The 17,414-nt window shown below is 58.9% G+C and carries 19 protein-coding genes; 8 read left to right on the top strand and 11 right to left on the bottom strand.

The genetic code is table 11. The annotated features are described in order from the left end of the window. Positions 1-9: 9 nt before the first annotated feature. On the bottom strand, positions 10-1,932 hold the full coding sequence (estP, locus tag JMV15_RS04695; RefSeq protein ID WP_069868794.1) for an esterase EstP: 1,923 nt from the start codon (positions 1,930-1,932) through the stop codon (positions 10-12). A 412-nt stretch (positions 1,933-2,344) separates the two neighbouring features. On the opposite strand from estP, the gene JMV15_RS04690 reads away from it, so the two are divergent. The 4 genes from JMV15_RS04690 (at position 2,345) to JMV15_RS04675 (ending at position 5,669) form a co-directional block, all read left to right on the top strand. Continuing rightward, positions 2,345-2,938 (top strand): aminodeoxychorismate/anthranilate synthase component II, encoded by a 594-nt coding sequence (locus JMV15_RS04690; protein WP_014720169.1) that lies wholly within the window; start codon positions 2,345-2,347, stop codon positions 2,936-2,938. Positions 2,939-2,947: 9 nt separating this feature from the next. Beyond that, on the top strand, positions 2,948-3,997 hold the full coding sequence (trpD, locus tag JMV15_RS04685) for an anthranilate phosphoribosyltransferase (protein ID WP_003194694.1): 1,050 nt from the start codon (positions 2,948-2,950) through the stop codon (positions 3,995-3,997). Next, entirely contained in the window at positions 3,994-4,830 is an 837-nt protein-coding gene (gene trpC, locus JMV15_RS04680; RefSeq protein ID WP_201491309.1) for an indole-3-glycerol phosphate synthase TrpC, read from the top strand. Before trpD ends, trpC begins: the two co-directional genes overlap by 4 nt. 143 nt (positions 4,831-4,973) lie before the next feature. Further along, entirely contained in the window at positions 4,974-5,669 is a 696-nt protein-coding gene (locus JMV15_RS04675) for a lipoate--protein ligase family protein (RefSeq protein ID WP_014720167.1), read from the top strand. Here JMV15_RS04675 and crp read toward each other — a convergent pair. Further along, positions 5,666-6,310: a cAMP-activated global transcriptional regulator CRP gene (gene crp, locus JMV15_RS04670; RefSeq protein WP_014720166.1), complete on the bottom strand. Its 645-nt coding sequence runs from the start codon at positions 6,308-6,310 to the stop codon at positions 5,666-5,668. The two genes, JMV15_RS04675 and crp, sit on opposite strands and share 4 nt — an antisense overlap. 245 nt (positions 6,311-6,555) lie before the next feature. Here crp and JMV15_RS04665 point away from each other — a divergent pair, with 245 nt between their 5' ends. After that, a complete protein-coding gene (locus tag JMV15_RS04665) occupies positions 6,556-6,978 on the top strand; it encodes an OsmC family protein (protein ID WP_003194686.1) in 423 nt (140 codons plus the stop codon). Between the two features lie 46 nt (positions 6,979-7,024). Here the strand turns inward: JMV15_RS04665 and coq7 are convergent, their stop codons facing one another. The 6 genes from coq7 to hemJ form a co-directional block, all read right to left on the bottom strand. Then, positions 7,025-7,672 carry a 2-polyprenyl-3-methyl-6-methoxy-1,4-benzoquinone monooxygenase gene (coq7, locus tag JMV15_RS04660; RefSeq protein ID WP_014720165.1) on the bottom strand — a complete coding sequence of 216 codons (648 nt, stop codon included), beginning with the start codon at positions 7,670-7,672 and terminating at the stop codon, positions 7,025-7,027. Positions 7,673-7,757: 85 nt separating this feature from the next. After that, complete coding sequence (locus JMV15_RS04655) at positions 7,758-8,096, bottom strand: histidine triad nucleotide-binding protein (protein WP_003194682.1); 339 nt, start codon at positions 8,094-8,096, stop codon at positions 7,758-7,760. A 45-nt stretch (positions 8,097-8,141) separates the two neighbouring features. Continuing rightward, positions 8,142-8,930: an SDR family NAD(P)-dependent oxidoreductase gene (locus JMV15_RS04650; RefSeq protein WP_003194680.1), complete on the bottom strand. Its 789-nt coding sequence runs from the start codon at positions 8,928-8,930 to the stop codon at positions 8,142-8,144. A 61-nt stretch (positions 8,931-8,991) separates the two neighbouring features. Then, positions 8,992-9,948 carry a DUF805 domain-containing protein gene (locus JMV15_RS04645; RefSeq protein ID WP_032903899.1) on the bottom strand — a complete coding sequence of 319 codons (957 nt, stop codon included), beginning with the start codon at positions 9,946-9,948 and terminating at the stop codon, positions 8,992-8,994. A gap of 68 nt (positions 9,949-10,016) precedes the next feature. Beyond that, positions 10,017-10,979 (bottom strand): NAD(P)H-dependent flavin oxidoreductase, encoded by a 963-nt coding sequence (locus JMV15_RS04640; protein ID WP_038451719.1) that lies wholly within the window; start codon positions 10,977-10,979, stop codon positions 10,017-10,019. A 24-nt stretch (positions 10,980-11,003) separates the two neighbouring features. Then, a complete protein-coding gene (hemJ, locus tag JMV15_RS04635; RefSeq protein WP_003194674.1) occupies positions 11,004-11,432 on the bottom strand; it encodes a protoporphyrinogen oxidase HemJ in 429 nt (142 codons plus the stop codon). 134 nt (positions 11,433-11,566) lie between these two features. Between hemJ and argC the strand changes: the two genes are divergently transcribed. Together argC and erpA are read left to right on the top strand one after the other, a co-directional pair. Beyond that, entirely contained in the window at positions 11,567-12,601 is a 1,035-nt protein-coding gene (gene argC / locus JMV15_RS04630; protein WP_014720162.1) for an N-acetyl-gamma-glutamyl-phosphate reductase, read from the top strand. Between the two features lie 165 nt (positions 12,602-12,766). Then, complete coding sequence (gene erpA, locus JMV15_RS04625; RefSeq protein WP_003176443.1) at positions 12,767-13,117, top strand: iron-sulfur cluster insertion protein ErpA; 351 nt, start codon at positions 12,767-12,769, stop codon at positions 13,115-13,117. A gap of 65 nt (positions 13,118-13,182) precedes the next feature. On the opposite strand, the gene JMV15_RS04620 is transcribed toward erpA, so the two are convergent. Both JMV15_RS04620 and JMV15_RS04615 read right to left on the bottom strand, forming a co-directional pair. Further along, positions 13,183-14,274 carry an anhydro-N-acetylmuramic acid kinase gene (locus JMV15_RS04620; protein WP_014720160.1) on the bottom strand — a complete coding sequence of 364 codons (1,092 nt, stop codon included), beginning with the start codon at positions 14,272-14,274 and terminating at the stop codon, positions 13,183-13,185. 3 nt (positions 14,275-14,277) lie between these two features. After that, positions 14,278-15,690, bottom strand: a complete 1,413-nt coding sequence (locus tag JMV15_RS04615) for a peptidoglycan DD-metalloendopeptidase family protein (RefSeq protein ID WP_014720159.1) — start codon at positions 15,688-15,690, stop codon at positions 14,278-14,280. Between the two features lie 209 nt (positions 15,691-15,899). Here JMV15_RS04615 and tyrS point away from each other — a divergent pair, with 209 nt between their 5' ends. Then, the gene (gene tyrS / locus JMV15_RS04610) at positions 15,900-17,099 is read left to right on the top strand and encodes a tyrosine--tRNA ligase (RefSeq protein WP_058410095.1); all 1,200 of its coding nucleotides are present in this window, start codon (positions 15,900-15,902) and stop codon (positions 17,097-17,099) included. Positions 17,100-17,134: 35 nt separating this feature from the next. Here the strand turns inward: tyrS and JMV15_RS28260 are convergent. Further along, positions 17,135-17,414: hypothetical protein (locus JMV15_RS28260; RefSeq protein ID WP_235991931.1), on the bottom strand; the 280-nt coding region annotated here is incomplete at its 5' end.

The raw sequence follows: 17,414 nt of genomic DNA, 5'->3' as shown, positions 1-17,414 counted from the left end.
GGGATTTGTTTAGAAATCCAGACTGAGTCCGACATTGATGCCTTGCTGGGTCAAGTTGTCATCCTTTCTCACGTTATACGCCGCCCGCAACGCCAGGTCCTGAGTCAACTTGTGGCTGACACCCAGGCTCAAGCGGTCAGAATTACTGCGAGGCGTATACCCGTCGAGCTTGAAGTCGATCCCCTGCACGCTGTTGAGCGAAATGTTCACCTTCTGGGTGTCATTTTCAAACTCATGCTCGTGGGCCACTTCGCCAAAAACCTGGGTTTGCGGCGTGATGCGGTAGCTGCCTTGCAGGCCGACGCCCAGGCGTCTGGAGTCGCGTTGTTGATCGTCAAAGGTCAGGGCGGTGGAGCGGCTGCTTTTCTCCGAGTAACCATTGACTTCAACCCGCGCGTAATCGGCGCTGATGAACGGCGAGAGGTGCCAGTCGCTGCCCGGCGCGGCGATGTCATACCCCACGCGGCCGCTCAGGGCCCAGAGCCAGCCATCGGTGTCACCTTTCTCCGAGCCTTCGCTGACACCCAGCGCAAACTTGCGTTTGAGGCTGTCAAAGTCCAGCTTGCCGCCGGTCAATGCGGCATCGGCCCACCAGTGGTTCTGCTGATACTGAGCGAATGCCGTGCCCATATAGCTGTTGAGCTTGTAGTCCGAATCATTGGCGCCGGCTTCGAGAGTCTGCCGATACAGGCCGGCGGCAACGCCCACGCGCCAGTTTTCATCGAGCCGGTAGCTGCCACCGATATTCAGGTTATAGCCGCTGCCGTCGCCACTGGCCGAGCTGCTCTGATCATCGAAATCCAGGCGTTGGCCGCCGCCGGCCACTATGGCGCGCCATTGGCCGACGGCTTGCCAGCTGCCGTTGTCTGCTTGCCATTGGTTACGCAGCTCGTCCTGGTGGGCGCGCAATGTGCCTTGGGCCATTTCCGGCAGCAAGGTCAGTTCCCACGGCGCGGCGAGTAGCGAATAGGCGTAGTCGGCAATCAAGCGTTGCCCGGCCACGGTAGGGTGGACCGAGTCGTTGTAGATCAGCTTGGTTGGGTCCGGGTTGGTGCCGCCGATGCCATAGGTTGGGTTGGCGGTGCAACTGTTACCGCTGAAGCAGGTGCCCGTCAGGTTCTGCCCGGTGGCTAGGCCGAAGCGCGCTGGATCGGCGAAGGCCTCGTTCAACAGCAGCGGGATGTTCAGCGGGATAACCTGTGCATCCACTTGTGACAGACGCTGTACCAGGGACTGGTTGAAAATAGTGCTCAGGGCCGAAGTCGCTGCTTGCTGTGGGGTGCCGTTGATGGCCGGCGTCAGGCCCAGGTCGGGTAGCATCCACACCATAATGTAACGCGCGCCGGCTTGTTGCAGGGCCTGGGCGCTGTCCGCCAGCCTGCCACCGGCGGCGACCGCTTGAGCGGGGCTGAGTACCCGGCCTTGCAGGAAGTCATTGCCGCCACCGGAAAGGAAGTAAAGTGCGTTCGGGTCGGCTCTCCCACCATTAGCCGGCAGATAGCCCTGCCGACTGCGCAACACAGTGCCGCCCCCGGGGTTGCCTGGGGGAATCGCAGCATTGGAGACTGAGGTAATGGAGTCGAGGATATTGTCGGTACGGTAGCCACCCACTGCCCAGTTGTTGCCGTCTGGCAAACCCTGGGCTGCGCGAACCGGTGAGGTGGAAGCATTCAGGTCGTTGGGAGCGACGCCCAGTTTCGTGCCCAGCAGGGTCGATGAGACCAGGCCGTATTCACCCTGGAAGGTCGGCCCGGTTCGGTTGGTAAAGCGCAATGTGGCGCCGGCCGAACCGTCGGGAAACTGGCCTGCATCCGCCAGGCTGTCGCCGAAAACCACCATGGTTGAATAAGGTGACGGGGCTGCGAACGCCTGGGCGCAGGCCAATGATAGGAGGCAGCCGGCAAGGGGCGCGAAAAACGCTGGTCTGAGCATGCAAGATTCCATTGGGTTGTTTTTATGTCGGAAGTGAAACACTAGCAAAATTTCTGGCATTTTCTGTAGGGAAATCCGGAATCCACCTACGTTGCGTCCCCGTATTTGCGGCTCCATATTGCACCGCTGGCGAGCCTACGTTACTGTGCCTGAACGTATGAATGAGACCCTCCCCGTGTTGATCATCAGCAAACTCTTGATGCGAGTAGTCAAGGCACACGCCCGTTGGCGTTGGCGCGCCTGACATTTTTCTCTGCCGGCCTGGCCGGACCTGTACCGATTTGCCTTCTTCACCCGTTGTCTGACGCCCCTTGCCAACTCACCCTGGCAACCGGAACGTGCGTCTGGCAGCGGGTCACACGCTTGGAAGGCGGTCATTTGAAATCAGTGAATTCAAGAGGTTTGAACCCACATGTTGCTGATGATTGATAACTACGACTCCTTTACCTACAACGTTGTGCAGTACCTGGGCGAACTGGGTGCCGAGGTCAAGGTGGTGCGCAACGATGAACTTACCGTTGCTGAAATCGCTGCGCTGAACCCCGAGCGCATCGTGGTTTCGCCTGGCCCGTGCACGCCGACCGAGGCGGGCATCTCTCTGGAAGCTATCCAGTATTTCGCCGGCAAGCTGCCGATCCTGGGCGTCTGCCTGGGCCATCAGTCCATCGGCCAGGCGTTTGGCGGTGATGTGGTGCGCGCGCGCGAGGTCATGCACGGCAAGACCAGCCCGGTGTTCCATCGGGATTTGGGTGTATTCCATGGCTTGAACCTGCCGGTGACCGTGACCCGTTACCACTCTCTGGTGGTCAAGCGTGAAACCTTGCCCGAATGCCTGGAACTGACCGCCTGGACCCAATTGGAAGACGGCTCGGTCGACGAGATCATGGGCCTGCGCCACAAGACATTGAACGTCGAAGGGGTGCAATTTCACCCTGAATCAATCCTGACCGAGCAGGGCTACGAGCTGTTCGCCAACTTTCTCAAGCAGAGCGGCGGCACGCGCTAAGGACTTTTCATGGATATCAAGACTGCCCTGAGCCGTATCGTCGGCCATCTGGACCTGAGCACCGCGGAAATGAGCGATGTGATGCGCGAGATCATGACCGGTCAATGCACCGATGCTCAGATCGGCGCTTTTATGATGGCGATGCGCATGAAGAGCGAAAGCATCGACGAAATCGTCGGTGCGGTGTCGGTGATGCGTGAGCTGGCGGATAAGGTCGAACTCAAGACCCTCGACGGCGTCGTCGATGTAGTGGGCACCGGCGGTGACGGTGCGAATATTTTCAACGTGTCGACCGCCTCATCCTTCGTGGTGGCCGCCGCTGGTTGCACCGTCGCCAAGCACGGGAACCGCGCAGTGTCTGGCAAGAGTGGCAGTGCCGACTTGCTGGAAGCTGCCGGTATTTACCTGAACCTCACGCCGGTGCAAGTAGCGCGCTGCATCGACAGCGTTGGCATTGGCTTCATGTTTGCTCAGTCCCATCACGGCGCGATGAAGCACGCTGCCGGCCCGCGCAAGGACCTTGGCCTGCGTACCCTGTTCAACATGCTCGGCCCGCTTACGAATCCGGCCGGTGTGAAGCATCAGGTGGTGGGCGTGTTCAGCCAGGCGCTGTGCCGGCCGCTGGCCGAAGTATTACAACGCTTGGGCAGCAAGCATGTGCTGGTGGTGCACTCCAAGGATGGCCTCGACGAATTCAGCCTGGCGGCGCCGACCTTCGTGGCGGAGCTGAAGAACGACGAGGTCACCGAATATTGGGTCGAGCCCGAAGACCTGGGTATGAAAAGCCAGAGCTTGCACGGCCTGGCGGTGGAAAGCCCGGCCGCTTCACTGGAGCTGATTCGTGACGCCTTGGGGCGTCGCAAGACCGAAAACGGTCAGAAAGCTGCGGAAATGATTGTGCTCAATGCTGGCGCAGCCCTTTACGCCGCCGACCATGCCTATAGTCTCAAGGAAGGTGTCGCCTTGGCCCACGATGCGCTGCACACCGGCCTGGCTCGTGAGAAGCTCGAAGAGCTGGGAGCATTCACCGCCGTATTCAAGATGGAGAATGAAGGATGAGTGTGCCAACTGTTCTGGAAAAGATCCTGGCCCGCAAGGCTGAAGAAGTGGCCGAGCGCCGCGCCCGCGTGAGCCTGGCCGAGTTGGAAGCGCAGGCGAAAAGCGCCGAGGCACCACGCGGCTTTGCCAATGCCTTGATCGCCCAGGCCAAGCTCAAGCAGCCGGCCGTGATCGCCGAGGTCAAGAAGGCCTCGCCGAGCAAAGGCGTGATTCGCGAACACTTCGTACCCGCTGAGATCGCCGTCAGTTACGAGAAGGGTGGGGCGACTTGCCTGTCCGTACTGACGGATATCGACTACTTCCAAGGTTCAGACCTGTTTCTGCAACAGGCGCGCGCCGCGTGCAAGTTGCCGGTGATCCGCAAGGATTTCATGGTGGACCCGTACCAGATCGTTGAAGCCCGAGCCTTGGGTGCCGACTGCGTGTTGCTGATTGTCTCCGCATTGGATGACGTGAAGATGGCCGAGCTGGCGGCCGTGGCCAAAAGCGTCGGCCTGGACGTGCTGGTCGAAGTACACGACGGCGACGAGCTGGAGCGCGCATTGAAGACCCTCGATACTCCGCTGGTGGGCGTCAACAACCGTAACCTGCATACCTTCGACGTCAGCCTCGAAACCACCCTCGACCTGCTGCCGCGTATCCCGCGCGATCGTCTGGTGATTACCGAGAGTGGCATCGTCAACCGCGCCGATGTGGAACTGATGGAAATCAGTGGCGTGTACTCGTTCCTGGTGGGCGAGACGTTTATGCGCGCAGAGAACCCGGGGGCGGAGCTGCAGCGCTTGTTCTTCCCGGAGCGCGGTACGACGATCAGCGGTTCGACACTAGACTGATTTGAAATACGCTCGGAACTGTAGGAGCTGGCTTGCCTGCGATAGCGGCGGGTCAGCCAACCTCTGTGTAGCTGACACACCGCTATCGCAGGCAAGCCAGCTCCCACATTGGTTTTGTGTTTATTCAGGTAGGTAGGTGTTCGATGCTCCAGCCCGTGATCATGACTGTCGAAGCAGGCCTTGCCGCCGAGCAAGACCTATTGGCAGCCGTTTGCGCGGGTGAGCAGGCATTCGGATTGCTGTTCTGGCAGCCCAGTGACCAAGCACTGGTCATGCCGCGCCGTTTGAGCCGGCTGCCGGCATTCGCGGTGGCGAGCCAGGTTTCGGCCGATGCGGGTTGGCCGGTATTGCTGCGTGAAACCGGTGGTGAGCCGGTGCCGCAGTCCGGCGCCACGGTCAATATCGCCCTGGTCTATGCCCCACCGCGCAGTGAAAGCGACCAGGGGCGCATCGAAACCGGCTATCAGCGCTTGTGCCAACCAATTTGTGATCTGTTGATCGAGTTGGGTGGCGATGCGTCCGTCGGCGAAATTGACGGTGCCTTTTGCGACGGCCGTTACAACGTCAACCTCAATGGCCGCAAAATGGTGGGCACTGCCCAGCGTTGGCGACAAAGCGGTGGCCGCCCGGTCGGGTTGGTGCACGGGGCGATGTTGCTGGAGAATGATCGTGAGCAATTGATTGCGGCGGTCAACCGCTTCAATCAAGCCTGCGGTTTGGAGCAGCGGGTTCGCGCCGATAGCCATATCGCACTGCACGAAGCGTTTACGGCGCCGGATGCGATCCGTCGGCTCGACACGTTGTACCGTCAGATGCTGGCTGGCTTCCTGCCGGTTTAACGGGTACCGAACACCACCATCGTCTTGCCTTTGACGTGCACCAAGTTGCGTTCTTCCAAGTCCTTGAGCACGCGGCCGACCATTTCTCGTGAACACCCGACAATACGTCCGATCTCCTGGCGCGTGACTTTGATCTGCATGCCGTCGGGATGGGTCATGGCATCGGGTTGCTTGCATAGGTCCAACAGGCAGCGAGCGACGCGGCCGGTGACATCAAAGAACGCCAGGTCGCCGACTTTGCGGGTGGTGTCGCGCAGGCGCTGGGCTATCTGACCGCTCAGGGCGTACAAGATGTCCGGATCATGCTGGGCCAATTCGCGAAATTTTGCATAGCTGATTTCGGCCACTTCGCACTCAACTTTGGCTCGTACCCAAGCACTGCGTTCCTGCTCTTTGCCTGCTTGTTCAAACAAACCCAGCTCCCCGAAGAAGTCTCCGGCGTTGAGATAGGCAATGATCATCTCACGGCCATCCTCATCCTCGATCAGGATGGTGACTGAGCCCTTGATGATGAAAAACAGGGTTTCTGAGCGCTCGCCGGCGCAGATGATGTTGTGCTTGGCCGGATGACGTCGGCGCTGGCAATGCAGCAACAGCTTGTCGAGGTTCTTGATCTTGGGTGTGGGAGTAAGAGCAACCATGGTTGTATCCCGAAAAGACTGCGCGGTGTAGTTGGCGTTGTTTTTATCCAGCGGCATCTCATTGATATACGCTGTACAAGTCATGGCAATGCGCCATTCATTTGGCGCCAGCTTACCAGACACCTTCTGTCGCGATTAGCCAATTTAGCGGCAAACGCTGTCATTTATCGAATTTATGCAGAGCGCTGTTGTTTCAAGGCCCTGTGCTAAGCTGGCGACCCTTTTTTAGCAGTGGAGTCTGGGCGATGAAGGCACGCATCCAATGGGCGGGCGAAGCCATGTTCCTCGGTGAGTCGGGCAGCGGCCATGTGGTGGTCATGGACGGTCCGCCGGAAGCCGGCGGTCGTAACCTGGGTGTACGCCCCATGGAAATGTTGCTGCTGGGTGTGGGCGGTTGCAGCAATTTTGACGTGGTCAGCATCTTGAAGAAGTCCCGCCAGGCCGTGGAAAGCTGTGAAGCCTTCCTGGAAGCTGAACGCGCCACTGAAGACCCCAAGGTTTTTACCAAGATCCATATGCATTTCGTGGTCAAGGGCCGGGCGCTGAAAGAAGCCCAGGTCAAGCGCGCCATCGAGCTGTCGGCAGAGAAGTACTGCTCAGCATCGATCATGCTGGGGGCTGCGGGCGTGGTCATTACCCACGACTACGAAATCATCGAGCTGGGTTGATTACAGCAGGCAAAAGAAAGGGCGCTTCGGGCGCCCTTTTTTCGGTTCAGATTCGATAAGTGCTTTTGGTCATGACCTTGGCCAACAGGCTCATGCCGAACCGTACCGGGGCTGGAAAGCGGAAGCCGCCCGCGTCCAGCGCGCTTTCTGCATGGTGCTCTTCGTCAATGCGCATCTGCTCAAGAATGGCCCGTGACTTTTCGTCTTCGGCCGGCAGTTGCTCCAGGTGTTCATCCAGGTGCTTGCACACCTGATGTTCTGTCGCGGCCACAAACCCCAGGCTGACTTTGTCACTGATCAGCCCGGCAGCCGCGCCGATACCAAACGACAAGCCATAAAACAGTGGGTTGAGCACGCTGGGATGGCTGCCCAACTGGCGGATGCGTTGTTCGCACCAGGCCAGGTGGTCGATCTCTTCCTCGGCCGCATGCTCCATCGCCACGCGCACTTGCGGCAACTTGGCGGTCAGCGCCTGGCCCTGGTACAGCGCCTGGGCACAGACTTCACCGGTATGGTTGATGCGCATCAGGCCTGCGACGTGACGGGTGTCGGTCTCGCTCAACTGTACATCCGGCTGCACGATGGCGGGCGATGGGCGGTAGGGCTGGCCACTGAACGGCAGCAGGGTGCGCATGGCCATGTCGGCTTGCAGCAACAGACGGTCAATCGGCGAGTAGTGACGTTGGGTAGTCATGCTGACCTCCGGGAAGAATCTCGGCGGCCAGTTTACCGCAAGAGAGCGTCCAGCGTTTGTGCTGAGTCAATTTGCCCTTGTGCACTCAGCCCGGTGGCCAGTTCATCTGGCGCTGACCCAGCACGTGCATATGGATGTGGTAAACGGTTTGCCCGCCGTCTTCATTGCAATTCATCACCACACGAAAGCCTTTTTCGCAGCCTTGTTCCACGGCCAGGCGTTGGGCGGTGAACAGGATATGGCCGGCCAGCGCCTTATCGTCCTCGGTCAGGTCGTTGAGGGTACGAATGGGTTTTTTCGGGATAACCAGGAAATGCACTGGTGCCTGGGGGGCGATATCGTGAAAAGCCAGGACTTGGTCATCTTCATAGATGATCTTCGCCGGTATTTCCCTGTTGATGATCTTGGTGAACAGAGTATCCACAGCTGTATCTCCATCGTGAAAAGTGAGGTAAGTGTACGTAGGCCGTCAGCGCGGGCAATAGGCCTTGTTGATGGCACCGGCAATTTTGCGGGTCAGCCAGCGGGGGCTCAGGCGTGGGCTGAACGTCAGCCAACGATTGCGGCGCCCGGGAATGATGATGGCCTTGTTCTTTTCCAGCGCCCGCACGGTGTAGAGCGCGACTTCTTCCGGGCTCATCAGTTGCTGGCTGCGGTCGAGTTTCGCCGTATCCATCTGCGCGGTGCCGAAGAATGCGGTGCGCGTAGGGCCAGGGCACAGCACTGAAACCTTGATGCCGCAGGTCTTCAATTCCTCGCGCAACCCTTCGGAGAAGTGCAGCACGTAGGCTTTGCTGGCGTAGTAGCTGCTCATCCACGGCCCAGGCTGGAAGGCCGCGACCGAAGCCACATTGAGGATTTGCCCGCCGCCATGCAGGGCCATGGCATTGCCCAGTGCGTGGCACATGCGGGTCAAGGCCAGGATGTTGACTTCGATGAGGTCCTGCTCGGTCATCCAGTCCTGGGCCAGGAACGGCCCGCTGGTGCCGATGCCGGCGCAGTTGACCAGCAGGTCGATCTGTCGCTCACCCTCTTCGAGCTCCAGCAAAAAGCCGGACAAGCGCAGCGGCTCGCCCAAATCACAGGCGCGAAACAGTACCTCGACGCCGAAGCGTTGGGTCAATTCCAATGCAATGCTTTCCAACTGATCACGCTGGCGGGCCACCAGAATCAAGCTACGGCCACGCCGTGCCAAGGCTTCGGCCAATGCCAGGCCGATGCCACTGGAGGCGCCGGTGATCAGAGCGTAACGGGTCATGCCTTTCTCCATCGCAACGCCGCCGGCCCATGACAGTGCGTCACAGGCGGCGGGCGTTTCTTCACTGTTCTGGAGAGTCTACAGGTTCGGCTGCATCGTCAGCACTTTGCGCTGCGGCTTCGTCAACGATAGCGCTTTGATCGGCGTCTGCATCGGAGGTGATGGAGCTGCTTTCGTAGCTGCTGTCCATGTTGGCTTCAAGCTGGTCCAGGTAGCCGTTCATGCCCAGGGTGACGACGATGATGAGCATCAAGGGAATGAACGCCAGCCACAGCGAGGCCAGGATTTTCACCGCAGTGGAGTTGCGTGGTGGTGGCGCGCCGTATTGGTTGGCGCCCGTGTTGCCTGGCAATACCAGCAACAGCAGCGGGAAAACACTGTTAACCAGCGGAACCAGGTTGAGCAGGTACAGCCAGCCAGACCAGCCCAGGTCATGCAGGCGCTGCACGCCGATTTGCACGCTCACCACTACCAGTGCCACAAACAGCGCGAAACCCAGCAGTGAGCCAATAATGATGGCGATGGTTGGCGAGGCTGTCGCCACCGCGAAGCCCACCGTACTGATGATGCCCGCTGCCACCAACATCGCGACGGTCAGTGCCAGCGTCCAGGCCAGGTAGCGCAGGCGCCCGATGCGCCCGTGGATGGTGAAGACCTTGAGGGTTGCGAACTCCGGCAGGTCGTCGCCAACGGCAGCGCGTGGGGGAGCATAAGGTGAGGCGGCGGCGCGGTCAGCGGTTGACGAGCTTGTTTCGTGGGTTTCTGCCAGGCTGAATGCCACAGGTTGTTCGGCCTCGATGCGAGCGTCGACCCCGGCGTTGTGCAGTGCCGTGAGGTAAGTTTGCGCGTCGGGGTGGGACAGGTCGCGCTTGAGCGCGACGGGGCGGCCGGTGAAGAGCTTTTCGATCGCTTCAACATCACTTTTGAATAACTCGGCGAGGTTCAGCTTGGCGGTGGTGCTTTCGACACCTGGGCGCAAGGCTCCGTCAAACACAATCTTGAAACGGCTGTCGCTCATGCGGGCATCCTTGTCACTTAATCAGGGAGAGTATGCAGGCCTGTCCAATCGGCAGGCCTGCCAGTGGGTCAGCGTGGCCAGCGCAGTTGCGCGGCGTGCTCGCGTGCTTTGCGGTATTCGGCATCCAGGCGGGCAACGAGGTCATCCACACTGGGTACATCATTGATCTCACCGACGCCTTGGCCAGCAGACCATACAGTTTTCCACGCTTTGGCCTCATCGCTCAATGGCTTGAGCTTGGAACCGAAGTTGACTTCACCTTTGCCTTGAAGCGCAGCGAGGTCAAAGCCGGCATTTTCCAGGCTCTGGCGCATGAAGCTGGCAGGTACGCCGGAGACTGCTGGAGTGTGCACGATGTCGGCGGCGCGCGATGTGAGCAGCATCTCCTTATACGCATCCGGTGCCTGGCTTTCGGTGGTGCCGATAAAGCGCGTGCCGAAATATGCCAGGTCTGCCCCCAGCACCTGGGCGGCGAGGATTTCGTGCCCATGGTTAAGGCAGCCCGCCAGCAGTAGGGTTTTGTCGAAGAACTGGCGAATTTCGGCAATCAGTGAAAAGGGGCTCCAGGTGCCAGCGTGGCCACCCGCACCAGCGGCGACGGCAATGAGGCCATCAACACCCGCTTCAGCGGCTTTCTCGGCATGGCGTCGGGTAGTGACGTCATGAAATACCAGGCCGCCGTAGCTATGAACCGCGTCCACCAACTCCTTTACCGCACCGAGACTGGTGATGACGATGGGCACCTTGTGCTCGACGCAGATCGCCAGGTCTGCCTCCAGGCGCGGGTTGCTGTTGTGCACGATCAGGTTCACGGCATAGGGCGCAGGGTTGTCCAACTGAGCCAGGCCCGCTTCGATTTCTTCCAGCCAGGCCTTGAAGCCACAGCTTTCGCGTTGGTTGAGCGCCGGGAAACTCCCAACTACCCCGTTGCGACAGCAGGCCAGGACCAGTTGCGGATTAGAGATCAGAAACATCGGCGCGGCCACCACGGGCAGGCGCAGACGTTGTTCCAGCAGAGCGGGCAGCGACATTGGAGGTTCCCCGAGTAATTGACGTTAGAACGGTTTGACCACGACCAAAATTACGATAGCCAGCAATATCAGAACCGGGACTTCATTGAACCAGCGATAAAAGACATGGCTGCGGGTGTTTTCGCCACGGGCGAAGCGCTTTACCTGTGCGCCGCACATGTGATGGTAGCCAATCAGCAGGACGACCAGGGTCAGCTTGGCGTGGATCCAGGCGCCCGACTGGAAAATGCCGGGGTTGAGGGCCAGCATCCAGATGCCGAAGACCAGTGTGGCAACCATCGCCGGGCCCATGATGCCCCGGTACAACTTGCGCTCCATGATGCTGAAGCGTTCCTTGCTGACGGTGTCTTCGCTTTGGGCGTGGTAGACGAACAGGCGCGGCAGGTAGAACAGCCCGGCAAACCAGCAAACGATGCTGACGATATGGAAGGCTTTGACCCATAGATAGAGCATTTTAGTTATTCCCAGGTTCACGGTAGCGAAGATAGTAGTGGCTCATGCGCCCGTACGTCACGTTGACGGTTGTCGCAGGACGATACGGCCCCTATTATCGACGGCTTTCCAGTGGGTTCGTTGAGGGCAGGTTTATGGTCAAGGTCGGTATCGTCGGCGGCACGGGTTACACCGGTGTCGAATTGCTGCGTCTGTTGGCTCAGCATCCGCAAGCTGAGGTGGTGGTCATCACTTCCCGATCCGAAGCCGGGCTGGCCGTGGCCGATATGTACCCGAACCTGCGAGGCCACTATGACGGTCTGGCGTTCAGTGTGCCGGACACCAAGACTCTGGGTGCCTGCGACGTGGTGTTCTTCGCCACGCCTCACGGTGTCGCCCATGCTCTGGCCGGTGAGTTGCTGGCGGCCGGTACCAAGGTTATCGACTTGTCGGCAGACTTCCGCCTGCAAGACGCCGATGAGTGGGCCAAGTGGTACGGCCAGCCCCATGGTGCGCCGCAGCTGTTGGAAGAGGCGGTTTACGGCCTGCCGGAAGTCAATCGCGAGCAGATCAAGCAAGCACGCCTGATTGCGGTGCCGGGTTGCTATCCGACGGCGACGCAATTGGGCTTCCTGCCATTGCTGGAAGCTGGCCTGGCGGATGCGTCGCGGCTGATCGCCGACTGTAAGTCGGGCGTCAGTGGTGCGGGCCGTGGCGCGGCGGTCGGTTCTCTATACTCCGAAACGTCGGAAAGCATGAAAGCCTATGCGGTAAAAGGTCATCGTCACTTGCCGGAAATTCGCCAGGGCCTGCGCCGCGCTGCCGGCCAGGATGTGGGTCTGACCTTCGTGCCGCACCTGACGCCGATGATCCGCGGGATTCACTCCACGCTGTATGCGACTGTCACTGATCGCTCGGTAGACCTGCAGGCGTTGTTTGAAAAACGTTATGCCAATGAGCCGTTCGTCGATGTGATGCCGGCCGGCAGCCATCCGGAAACGCGCAGCGTGCGTGGTGCCAATGTGTGCCGTATTGCGGTGCATCGTCCGCAGGATGGCGACCTGGTGGTGGTGTTGTCGGTGATCGACAATTTGGTCAAGGGCGCTTCGGGCCAGGCGGTGCAGAACATGAATATCCTGTTCGGCCTGGACGAGAAGTTGGGCCTGTCCCACGCGGGGATGTTGCCTTAGCGCGGGATCACCGTTGCGCAAAAGGCCCTTTGATCGGGCCTTTTGCATTTTTAATGGTCGCTGGGCGGATTGATATACCGTAACAATAGTTGACCGCTTTTCTAGGAGAAGCGGATAATACCCGCCATTACGCATATGGCGGCGCTACGCCGGGAGATTATCAGCATGAGCGTTGAGTCCTTCACCCCCACGGCTTTGCAATTCACCCACGGTGCTGCGCACAAGGTGAAGAGCCTGGTCGATGAAGAGGGTAATGATCGCTTGAAGCTGCGCGTATTCGTTACGGGCGGCGGTTGTTCAGGGTTTCAGTACGGTTTTACCTTCGATGAAGATGTGGCCGATGACGACACTATCGTTGAGCGCGAGGGTGTAAGCCTGGTCGTGGATCCGATGAGCTTCCAATACCTGGCAGGTGCCGAGGTGGATTATCAGGAAGGTCTGGAAGGCTCGCGTTTCGTGATCAAGAACCCTAATGCCACCACGACATGTGGTTGCGGGTCTTCGTTCTCGATCTGATCGGTAGCAGATACAAAAACGCCGCTTGGCTTTTACGGGCCAAGCGGCGTTTTGCTGTCTGGGATTCAGGCGGGGTAGATCGCGCCAAGCACTCGAAGCCCACGTGCGCCAGTGACGCTGGGGCGATTGGCGGCAATGCCTTCAAGGCAGCAATGGGCCAGCCAGGCGAAGGCCATTGCCTCTACCCAGTCAGGGTCTACGCCATAGGCCGCTGTAGTGCTGACATGGGTGGAAGGCAGCAACGTTGTCAGCCTGCCCATCAGTGCCCCGTTATGGGCGCCGCCGCCGCAGATCAGCAAGGTTGTTGTGTCAGTCTGGGCGCTTTGCAGGGACTCGACGATGGTCAGAGCCGTCAGCTCCAGCAGGGTGGCCTGTACGTCTTGGGGTTCAAAGGTGGGCAAACGGCCAAGGTGCTGCTGCAGCCAGGCCAGGTTGAACACCTCTCGGCCCGTGCTTTTCGGGCCTTTGGTCATGAAGAACGGATCGCTGAGCAGCGTATTGAGCAGCTGGGGCTGGACCTTGCCGCTGGCCGCCCATTGCCCGTCCCGATCAAAGTGTTCGCCGCGCTGCAGGTGAATCCAGGCATCGAGCAGCACGTTCCCCGGGCCGCAGTCGAAACCGGCGACAGGCTTGCCCGTCTCGATCAGGCTGAGGTTGCTGAACCCGCCTACATTCAATACCGCGCGATTGCCCGTCTGCTCGCCGAACAAGGCTTCATGAAAGGCTGGAACCAAAGGAGCGCCTTGGCCGCCGGCAGCGACATCGCGGCTGCGGAAGTCGCTGACGACGGTGATGCCTGTCAGTTCGGTGAGTAGGGCAGGGTTGCCGATCTGAACGGTGAAGCCTCGGGCGGGTTCATGGCGAATCGTCTGGCCATGACTACCAATCGCCCGAATGTCCTGAGGCTTGAGGTTTTGTTGCTCCAGCAAGGCGATGATCCCTTGTGCAGCGAGCGTCACCCATTGCTGCTGGGCAATTGCCGAGCGGGCGATTTCATCCGGGCCGCTGGCGCATAGGCTCAGCAGTTCTGTGCGCAAGGCGTCGGGCATTGGGATATAGCGAGTGGCGATCAGATTGATCGCCGCGCCTTGTTCGATAAGGGCGATATCCAGGCCGTCGAGGCTGGTCCCGGACATCACACCGATATAGAGCGGCATACCTTAACGCTTCGCCGAAGCCAGCAAGGTGGAGCGCTCTTGATCCATCCGTGCCATCAGCGGCTGGCTCTGCTGCATGAAGCGCGCGCGTTCGGCCTTGGCAATCGGGTCAGCCATTGGGAGCTTCTGGCCCAGTGGGTCGACGTGTACGCCGTTGACCTGGAACTCATAGTGCAAGTGCGGGCCGGTGGAGAGGCCGGTGGTACCGATGTAACCGATCACTTGGCCCTGTTTCACGTTGCCGCCAGTCTTGACGCCCTTGGCAAAACCTTGCATGTGGCCGTACAGCGTGCGGTACGTGTTGCCGTGCTGGATGATCACCGTATTGCCGTAACCACCACGACGCCCCGCCAACAAGACCTTGCCGTCGCCTGCCGCTTTGATTGGCGTGCCACGCGGCGCGGCATAGTCGACACCCTTGTGCGCGCGAATTTTGTTCAGAATTGGATGCTTGCGGCCCATGGAGAAACGCGAGCTAATACGGGCAAAGTCAACGGGGGTACGGATGAAGGCCTTGCGCATGCTGTTGCCATCAGCTGTGTAGTAGCTGCTGTTGCCCTGTTTGTTGGTGTAGCGCACGGCGGTGTAGGTTTTGCCACGGTTGGTGAAGCGTGCAGACAGAATGTTGCCAGTGCCGACCACTTTTCCGTTGGCTACTTTCTGCTCGTAGATCACGTCGAATTCGTCGCCTTGACGGATGTCCTGAGCGAAGTCGATGTCGTAGCCAAATACGCTGGCCATGTCCATGGTCATGCTATGCGAGAGGCCCGCACGCGCGGCCGATTGCGACAGGGAGCTGTTGATCACGCCGTGTACGTAGGCGGAACGCATGACGGGTTTGGTGGTGATTCGGTTGAATGCGAAGCCTTTGGCGCCTTTGCTCAGGCTGATACTTTCCAGGTCACTGATGCTGGTGTGCAGGTTGTTCAACTGGCCGTCTGGCGTCAGCTCAAATTCAAGCTTCTGGCCACGTTTGAGCTGAGTGAATTGCTTGGCTTGCTTATCGCTGGCGAGCACTTCATTTACAGCGGCGGCAGGCAACCCAACCTTTTCGAACAGGGTAGATAGTGTATCGCCTTTGCCCACGATGACTTCGCGATGCTGGGGATTCTTGGCTGCGGCTGCTGCAGGTGCTTCCTGGGCGGCTTGCTGGGTGTCTTCGGGAGTGCTTTCGATCTGTGCGAAAGGTGACTCAGTTGCAGTGTTTGTGGCTTGTTGAGCGTCGGAAGCGTCTTGATCTTGTGTCAGTTGTTCAACTGGGCTTTCCAGATCAAGGCTCAGGGATGTTCGTTTGGCTTCAACGTCACTGGAAGGGAATACCAACAGTGCCAGGCTGAGAAGGGCGGCGATACCACTTGCGGCGAGCAGGTGGGTCTTCGGGTAAAGCGGCGGCGCTTTAGACGGTTCAGTGGTCATAAGTAATTTTGACTTTGAAGATGAAATGGAAAAGATGAATGACATGATGAAGATGAAATAACTGTATAAAATATAACCAAATCATCTGTGGCGCAAGCTCGCGAACGCTGGGCTTGCTGAACGGTGTCCGTGCGCAGGGCAAAACTTGTAATTAGTCCCTGATCTTGTATGGTTGGTTCCCTTTTGAATCTGAGCCTTGCGGGTCTGTTATGAAGTCGGTTGAAGAGCAGCTAGCGCTGATAAAACGTGGTGCGGAAGAACTGTTGGTCGAGGCCGAGCTGATCGAAAAGCTCAAGCGTGGCCAACCCCTGCGTATCAAGGCTGGCTTTGATCCGACCGCGCCGGATCTGCACCTGGGTCATACCGTGCTTATTAATAAGCTGCGTCAGTTCCAGGAGTTGGGCCATCAGGTCATCTTCCTTATAGGTGACTTCACCGGGATGATCGGTGATCCAAGCGGCAAGAGCGCTACGCGCCCGCCGCTGACTCGCGAACAGGTGCTCGATAATGCCGAGACCTATAAGACCCAGGTATTCAAGATTCTTGACCCGGCCAAGACCGAGGTGGCGTTCAACTCCACCTGGATGGACAAAATGGGGCCGGCAGATTTCATTCGCCTGACGTCCCAGTACACTGTGGCGCGCATGCTCGAGCGCGATGACTTCGACAAGCGCTACTCGACCAATCAGCCAATCGCCATTCATGAGTTCCTTTACCCGCTGGTTCAAGGGTACGACTCGGTGGCGCTGCGTGCGGATGTCGAGCTGGGTGGCACCGATCAGAAGTTCAACCTGCTGATGGGGCGTGAATTGCAGCGCGCCTATGGTCAGGAGGTTCAGTGCATTCTGACCATGCCATTGCTGGAGGGCTTGGATGGCGTCAAGAAGATGTCCAAGTCCCTGGGTAACTATGTCGGTATCCAGGAAGCGCCGGGTGTGATGTACGGCAAGCTAGTATCTATTCCGGATGCGCTGATGTGGCGCTACTTCGAGCTGTTGAGCTTCCGCTCGATGGACGAGATCAATGGGCTGCGTGCGGATGTCGAGGCGGGCGCTAATCCTCGCGATGTGAAGATTAAGCTGGCTGAAGAAATCGTTGCGCGTTTCCATGGTGAGGAGGCTGCGGCCAGTGCTCACCGTGCGGCAGGTAATCGCATGAAAGATGGCGAGCTGCCTGACGATCTGCCCGAGATTGAGCTGACTGCTGCTGAGGCGATGCCGATTGCCGCTGTGCTTAATAAAGCTGGCCTGGTGAAGAATTCAGCGGTCGCGCGTGATCTTTTGGGGGCCGGCGGTGTGCGTATAGATGGTGAGGTGGTTGATCGCACCTTTATATACGAGCTGGGCGCCACTCACGTTTGCCAGGCGGGCAAGAAGGCATTTGCGCGAATTACGCTCAAATCCGAATAAGTCTGAAATAGGTGTTGACGGCGAATTATATCTGTCTATAATTCGCCCCACTTCCGGCGCAGTCGAAACGGAAAACTCCTTGGTAAACAATGAGTTACGCAGTTCTCGACAGCAAGTTGCTTCAGTTCATCGAAGCCAAAAGGAAGTTGAAAAAGAGGAGTTGACAGCAGCGTGTAACGCTGTAGAATTCGCCTCCCGCTTACGAGAGATCGCAAGCGCAAGTGGTTGAAGTTGTTGAAGAAATCTTCGAAATCTTCGAAAACTTCTGAAAATAACCACTTGACAGCAAATGAGGCTGCTGTAGAATGCGCGCCT

Origin of the sequence: Pseudomonas paracarnis, assembly GCF_904063055.1 — a bacterium.
In the GTDB taxonomy this organism is placed as follows: Bacteria; Pseudomonadota; Gammaproteobacteria; order Pseudomonadales; family Pseudomonadaceae; genus Aquipseudomonas; species Aquipseudomonas paracarnis.
Note: the sequence above shows the minus strand (reverse complement) of the source record. Positions and strands in the feature narration are given on the sequence as shown.

Bases quoted from the DNA above. Each gene is read 5' to 3' on its own strand.
- JMV15_RS04665 (WP_003194686.1), top strand. From the start codon at position 6,556: ATGAAGGCACGCATCCAATGGGCGGGCGAAGCCATGTTCCTCGGTGAG.
- JMV15_RS04615 (WP_014720159.1), bottom strand. From the start codon at position 15,690: ATGACCACTGAACCGTCTAAAGCGCCGCCGCTTTACCCGAAGACCCAC.
- estP (WP_069868794.1), bottom strand. From the start codon at position 1,932: ATGCTCAGACCAGCGTTTTTCGCGCCCCTTGCCGGCTGCCTCCTATCA.
- tyrS (WP_058410095.1), top strand. From the start codon at position 15,900: ATGAAGTCGGTTGAAGAGCAGCTAGCGCTGATAAAACGTGGTGCGGAA.
- erpA (WP_003176443.1), top strand. From the start codon at position 12,767: ATGAGCGTTGAGTCCTTCACCCCCACGGCTTTGCAATTCACCCACGGT.
- JMV15_RS04640 (WP_038451719.1), bottom strand. From the start codon at position 10,979: ATGTCGCTGCCCGCTCTGCTGGAACAACGTCTGCGCCTGCCCGTGGTG.
- JMV15_RS04690 (WP_014720169.1), top strand. From the start codon at position 2,345: ATGTTGCTGATGATTGATAACTACGACTCCTTTACCTACAACGTTGTG.
- trpC (WP_201491309.1), top strand. From the start codon at position 3,994: ATGAGTGTGCCAACTGTTCTGGAAAAGATCCTGGCCCGCAAGGCTGAA.
- hemJ (WP_003194674.1), bottom strand. From the start codon at position 11,432: ATGCTCTATCTATGGGTCAAAGCCTTCCATATCGTCAGCATCGTTTGC.
- coq7 (WP_014720165.1), bottom strand. From the start codon at position 7,672: ATGACTACCCAACGTCACTACTCGCCGATTGACCGTCTGTTGCTGCAA.
- JMV15_RS04620 (WP_014720160.1), bottom strand. From the start codon at position 14,274: ATGCCGCTCTATATCGGTGTGATGTCCGGGACCAGCCTCGACGGCCTG.
- crp (WP_014720166.1), bottom strand. From the start codon at position 6,310: ATGGTTGCTCTTACTCCCACACCCAAGATCAAGAACCTCGACAAGCTG.
- JMV15_RS04675 (WP_014720167.1), top strand. From the start codon at position 4,974: ATGCTCCAGCCCGTGATCATGACTGTCGAAGCAGGCCTTGCCGCCGAG.
- trpD (WP_003194694.1), top strand. From the start codon at position 2,948: ATGGATATCAAGACTGCCCTGAGCCGTATCGTCGGCCATCTGGACCTG.
- JMV15_RS04645 (WP_032903899.1), bottom strand. From the start codon at position 9,948: ATGAGCGACAGCCGTTTCAAGATTGTGTTTGACGGAGCCTTGCGCCCA.
- JMV15_RS04650 (WP_003194680.1), bottom strand. From the start codon at position 8,930: ATGACCCGTTACGCTCTGATCACCGGCGCCTCCAGTGGCATCGGCCTG.
- argC (WP_014720162.1), top strand. From the start codon at position 11,567: ATGGTCAAGGTCGGTATCGTCGGCGGCACGGGTTACACCGGTGTCGAA.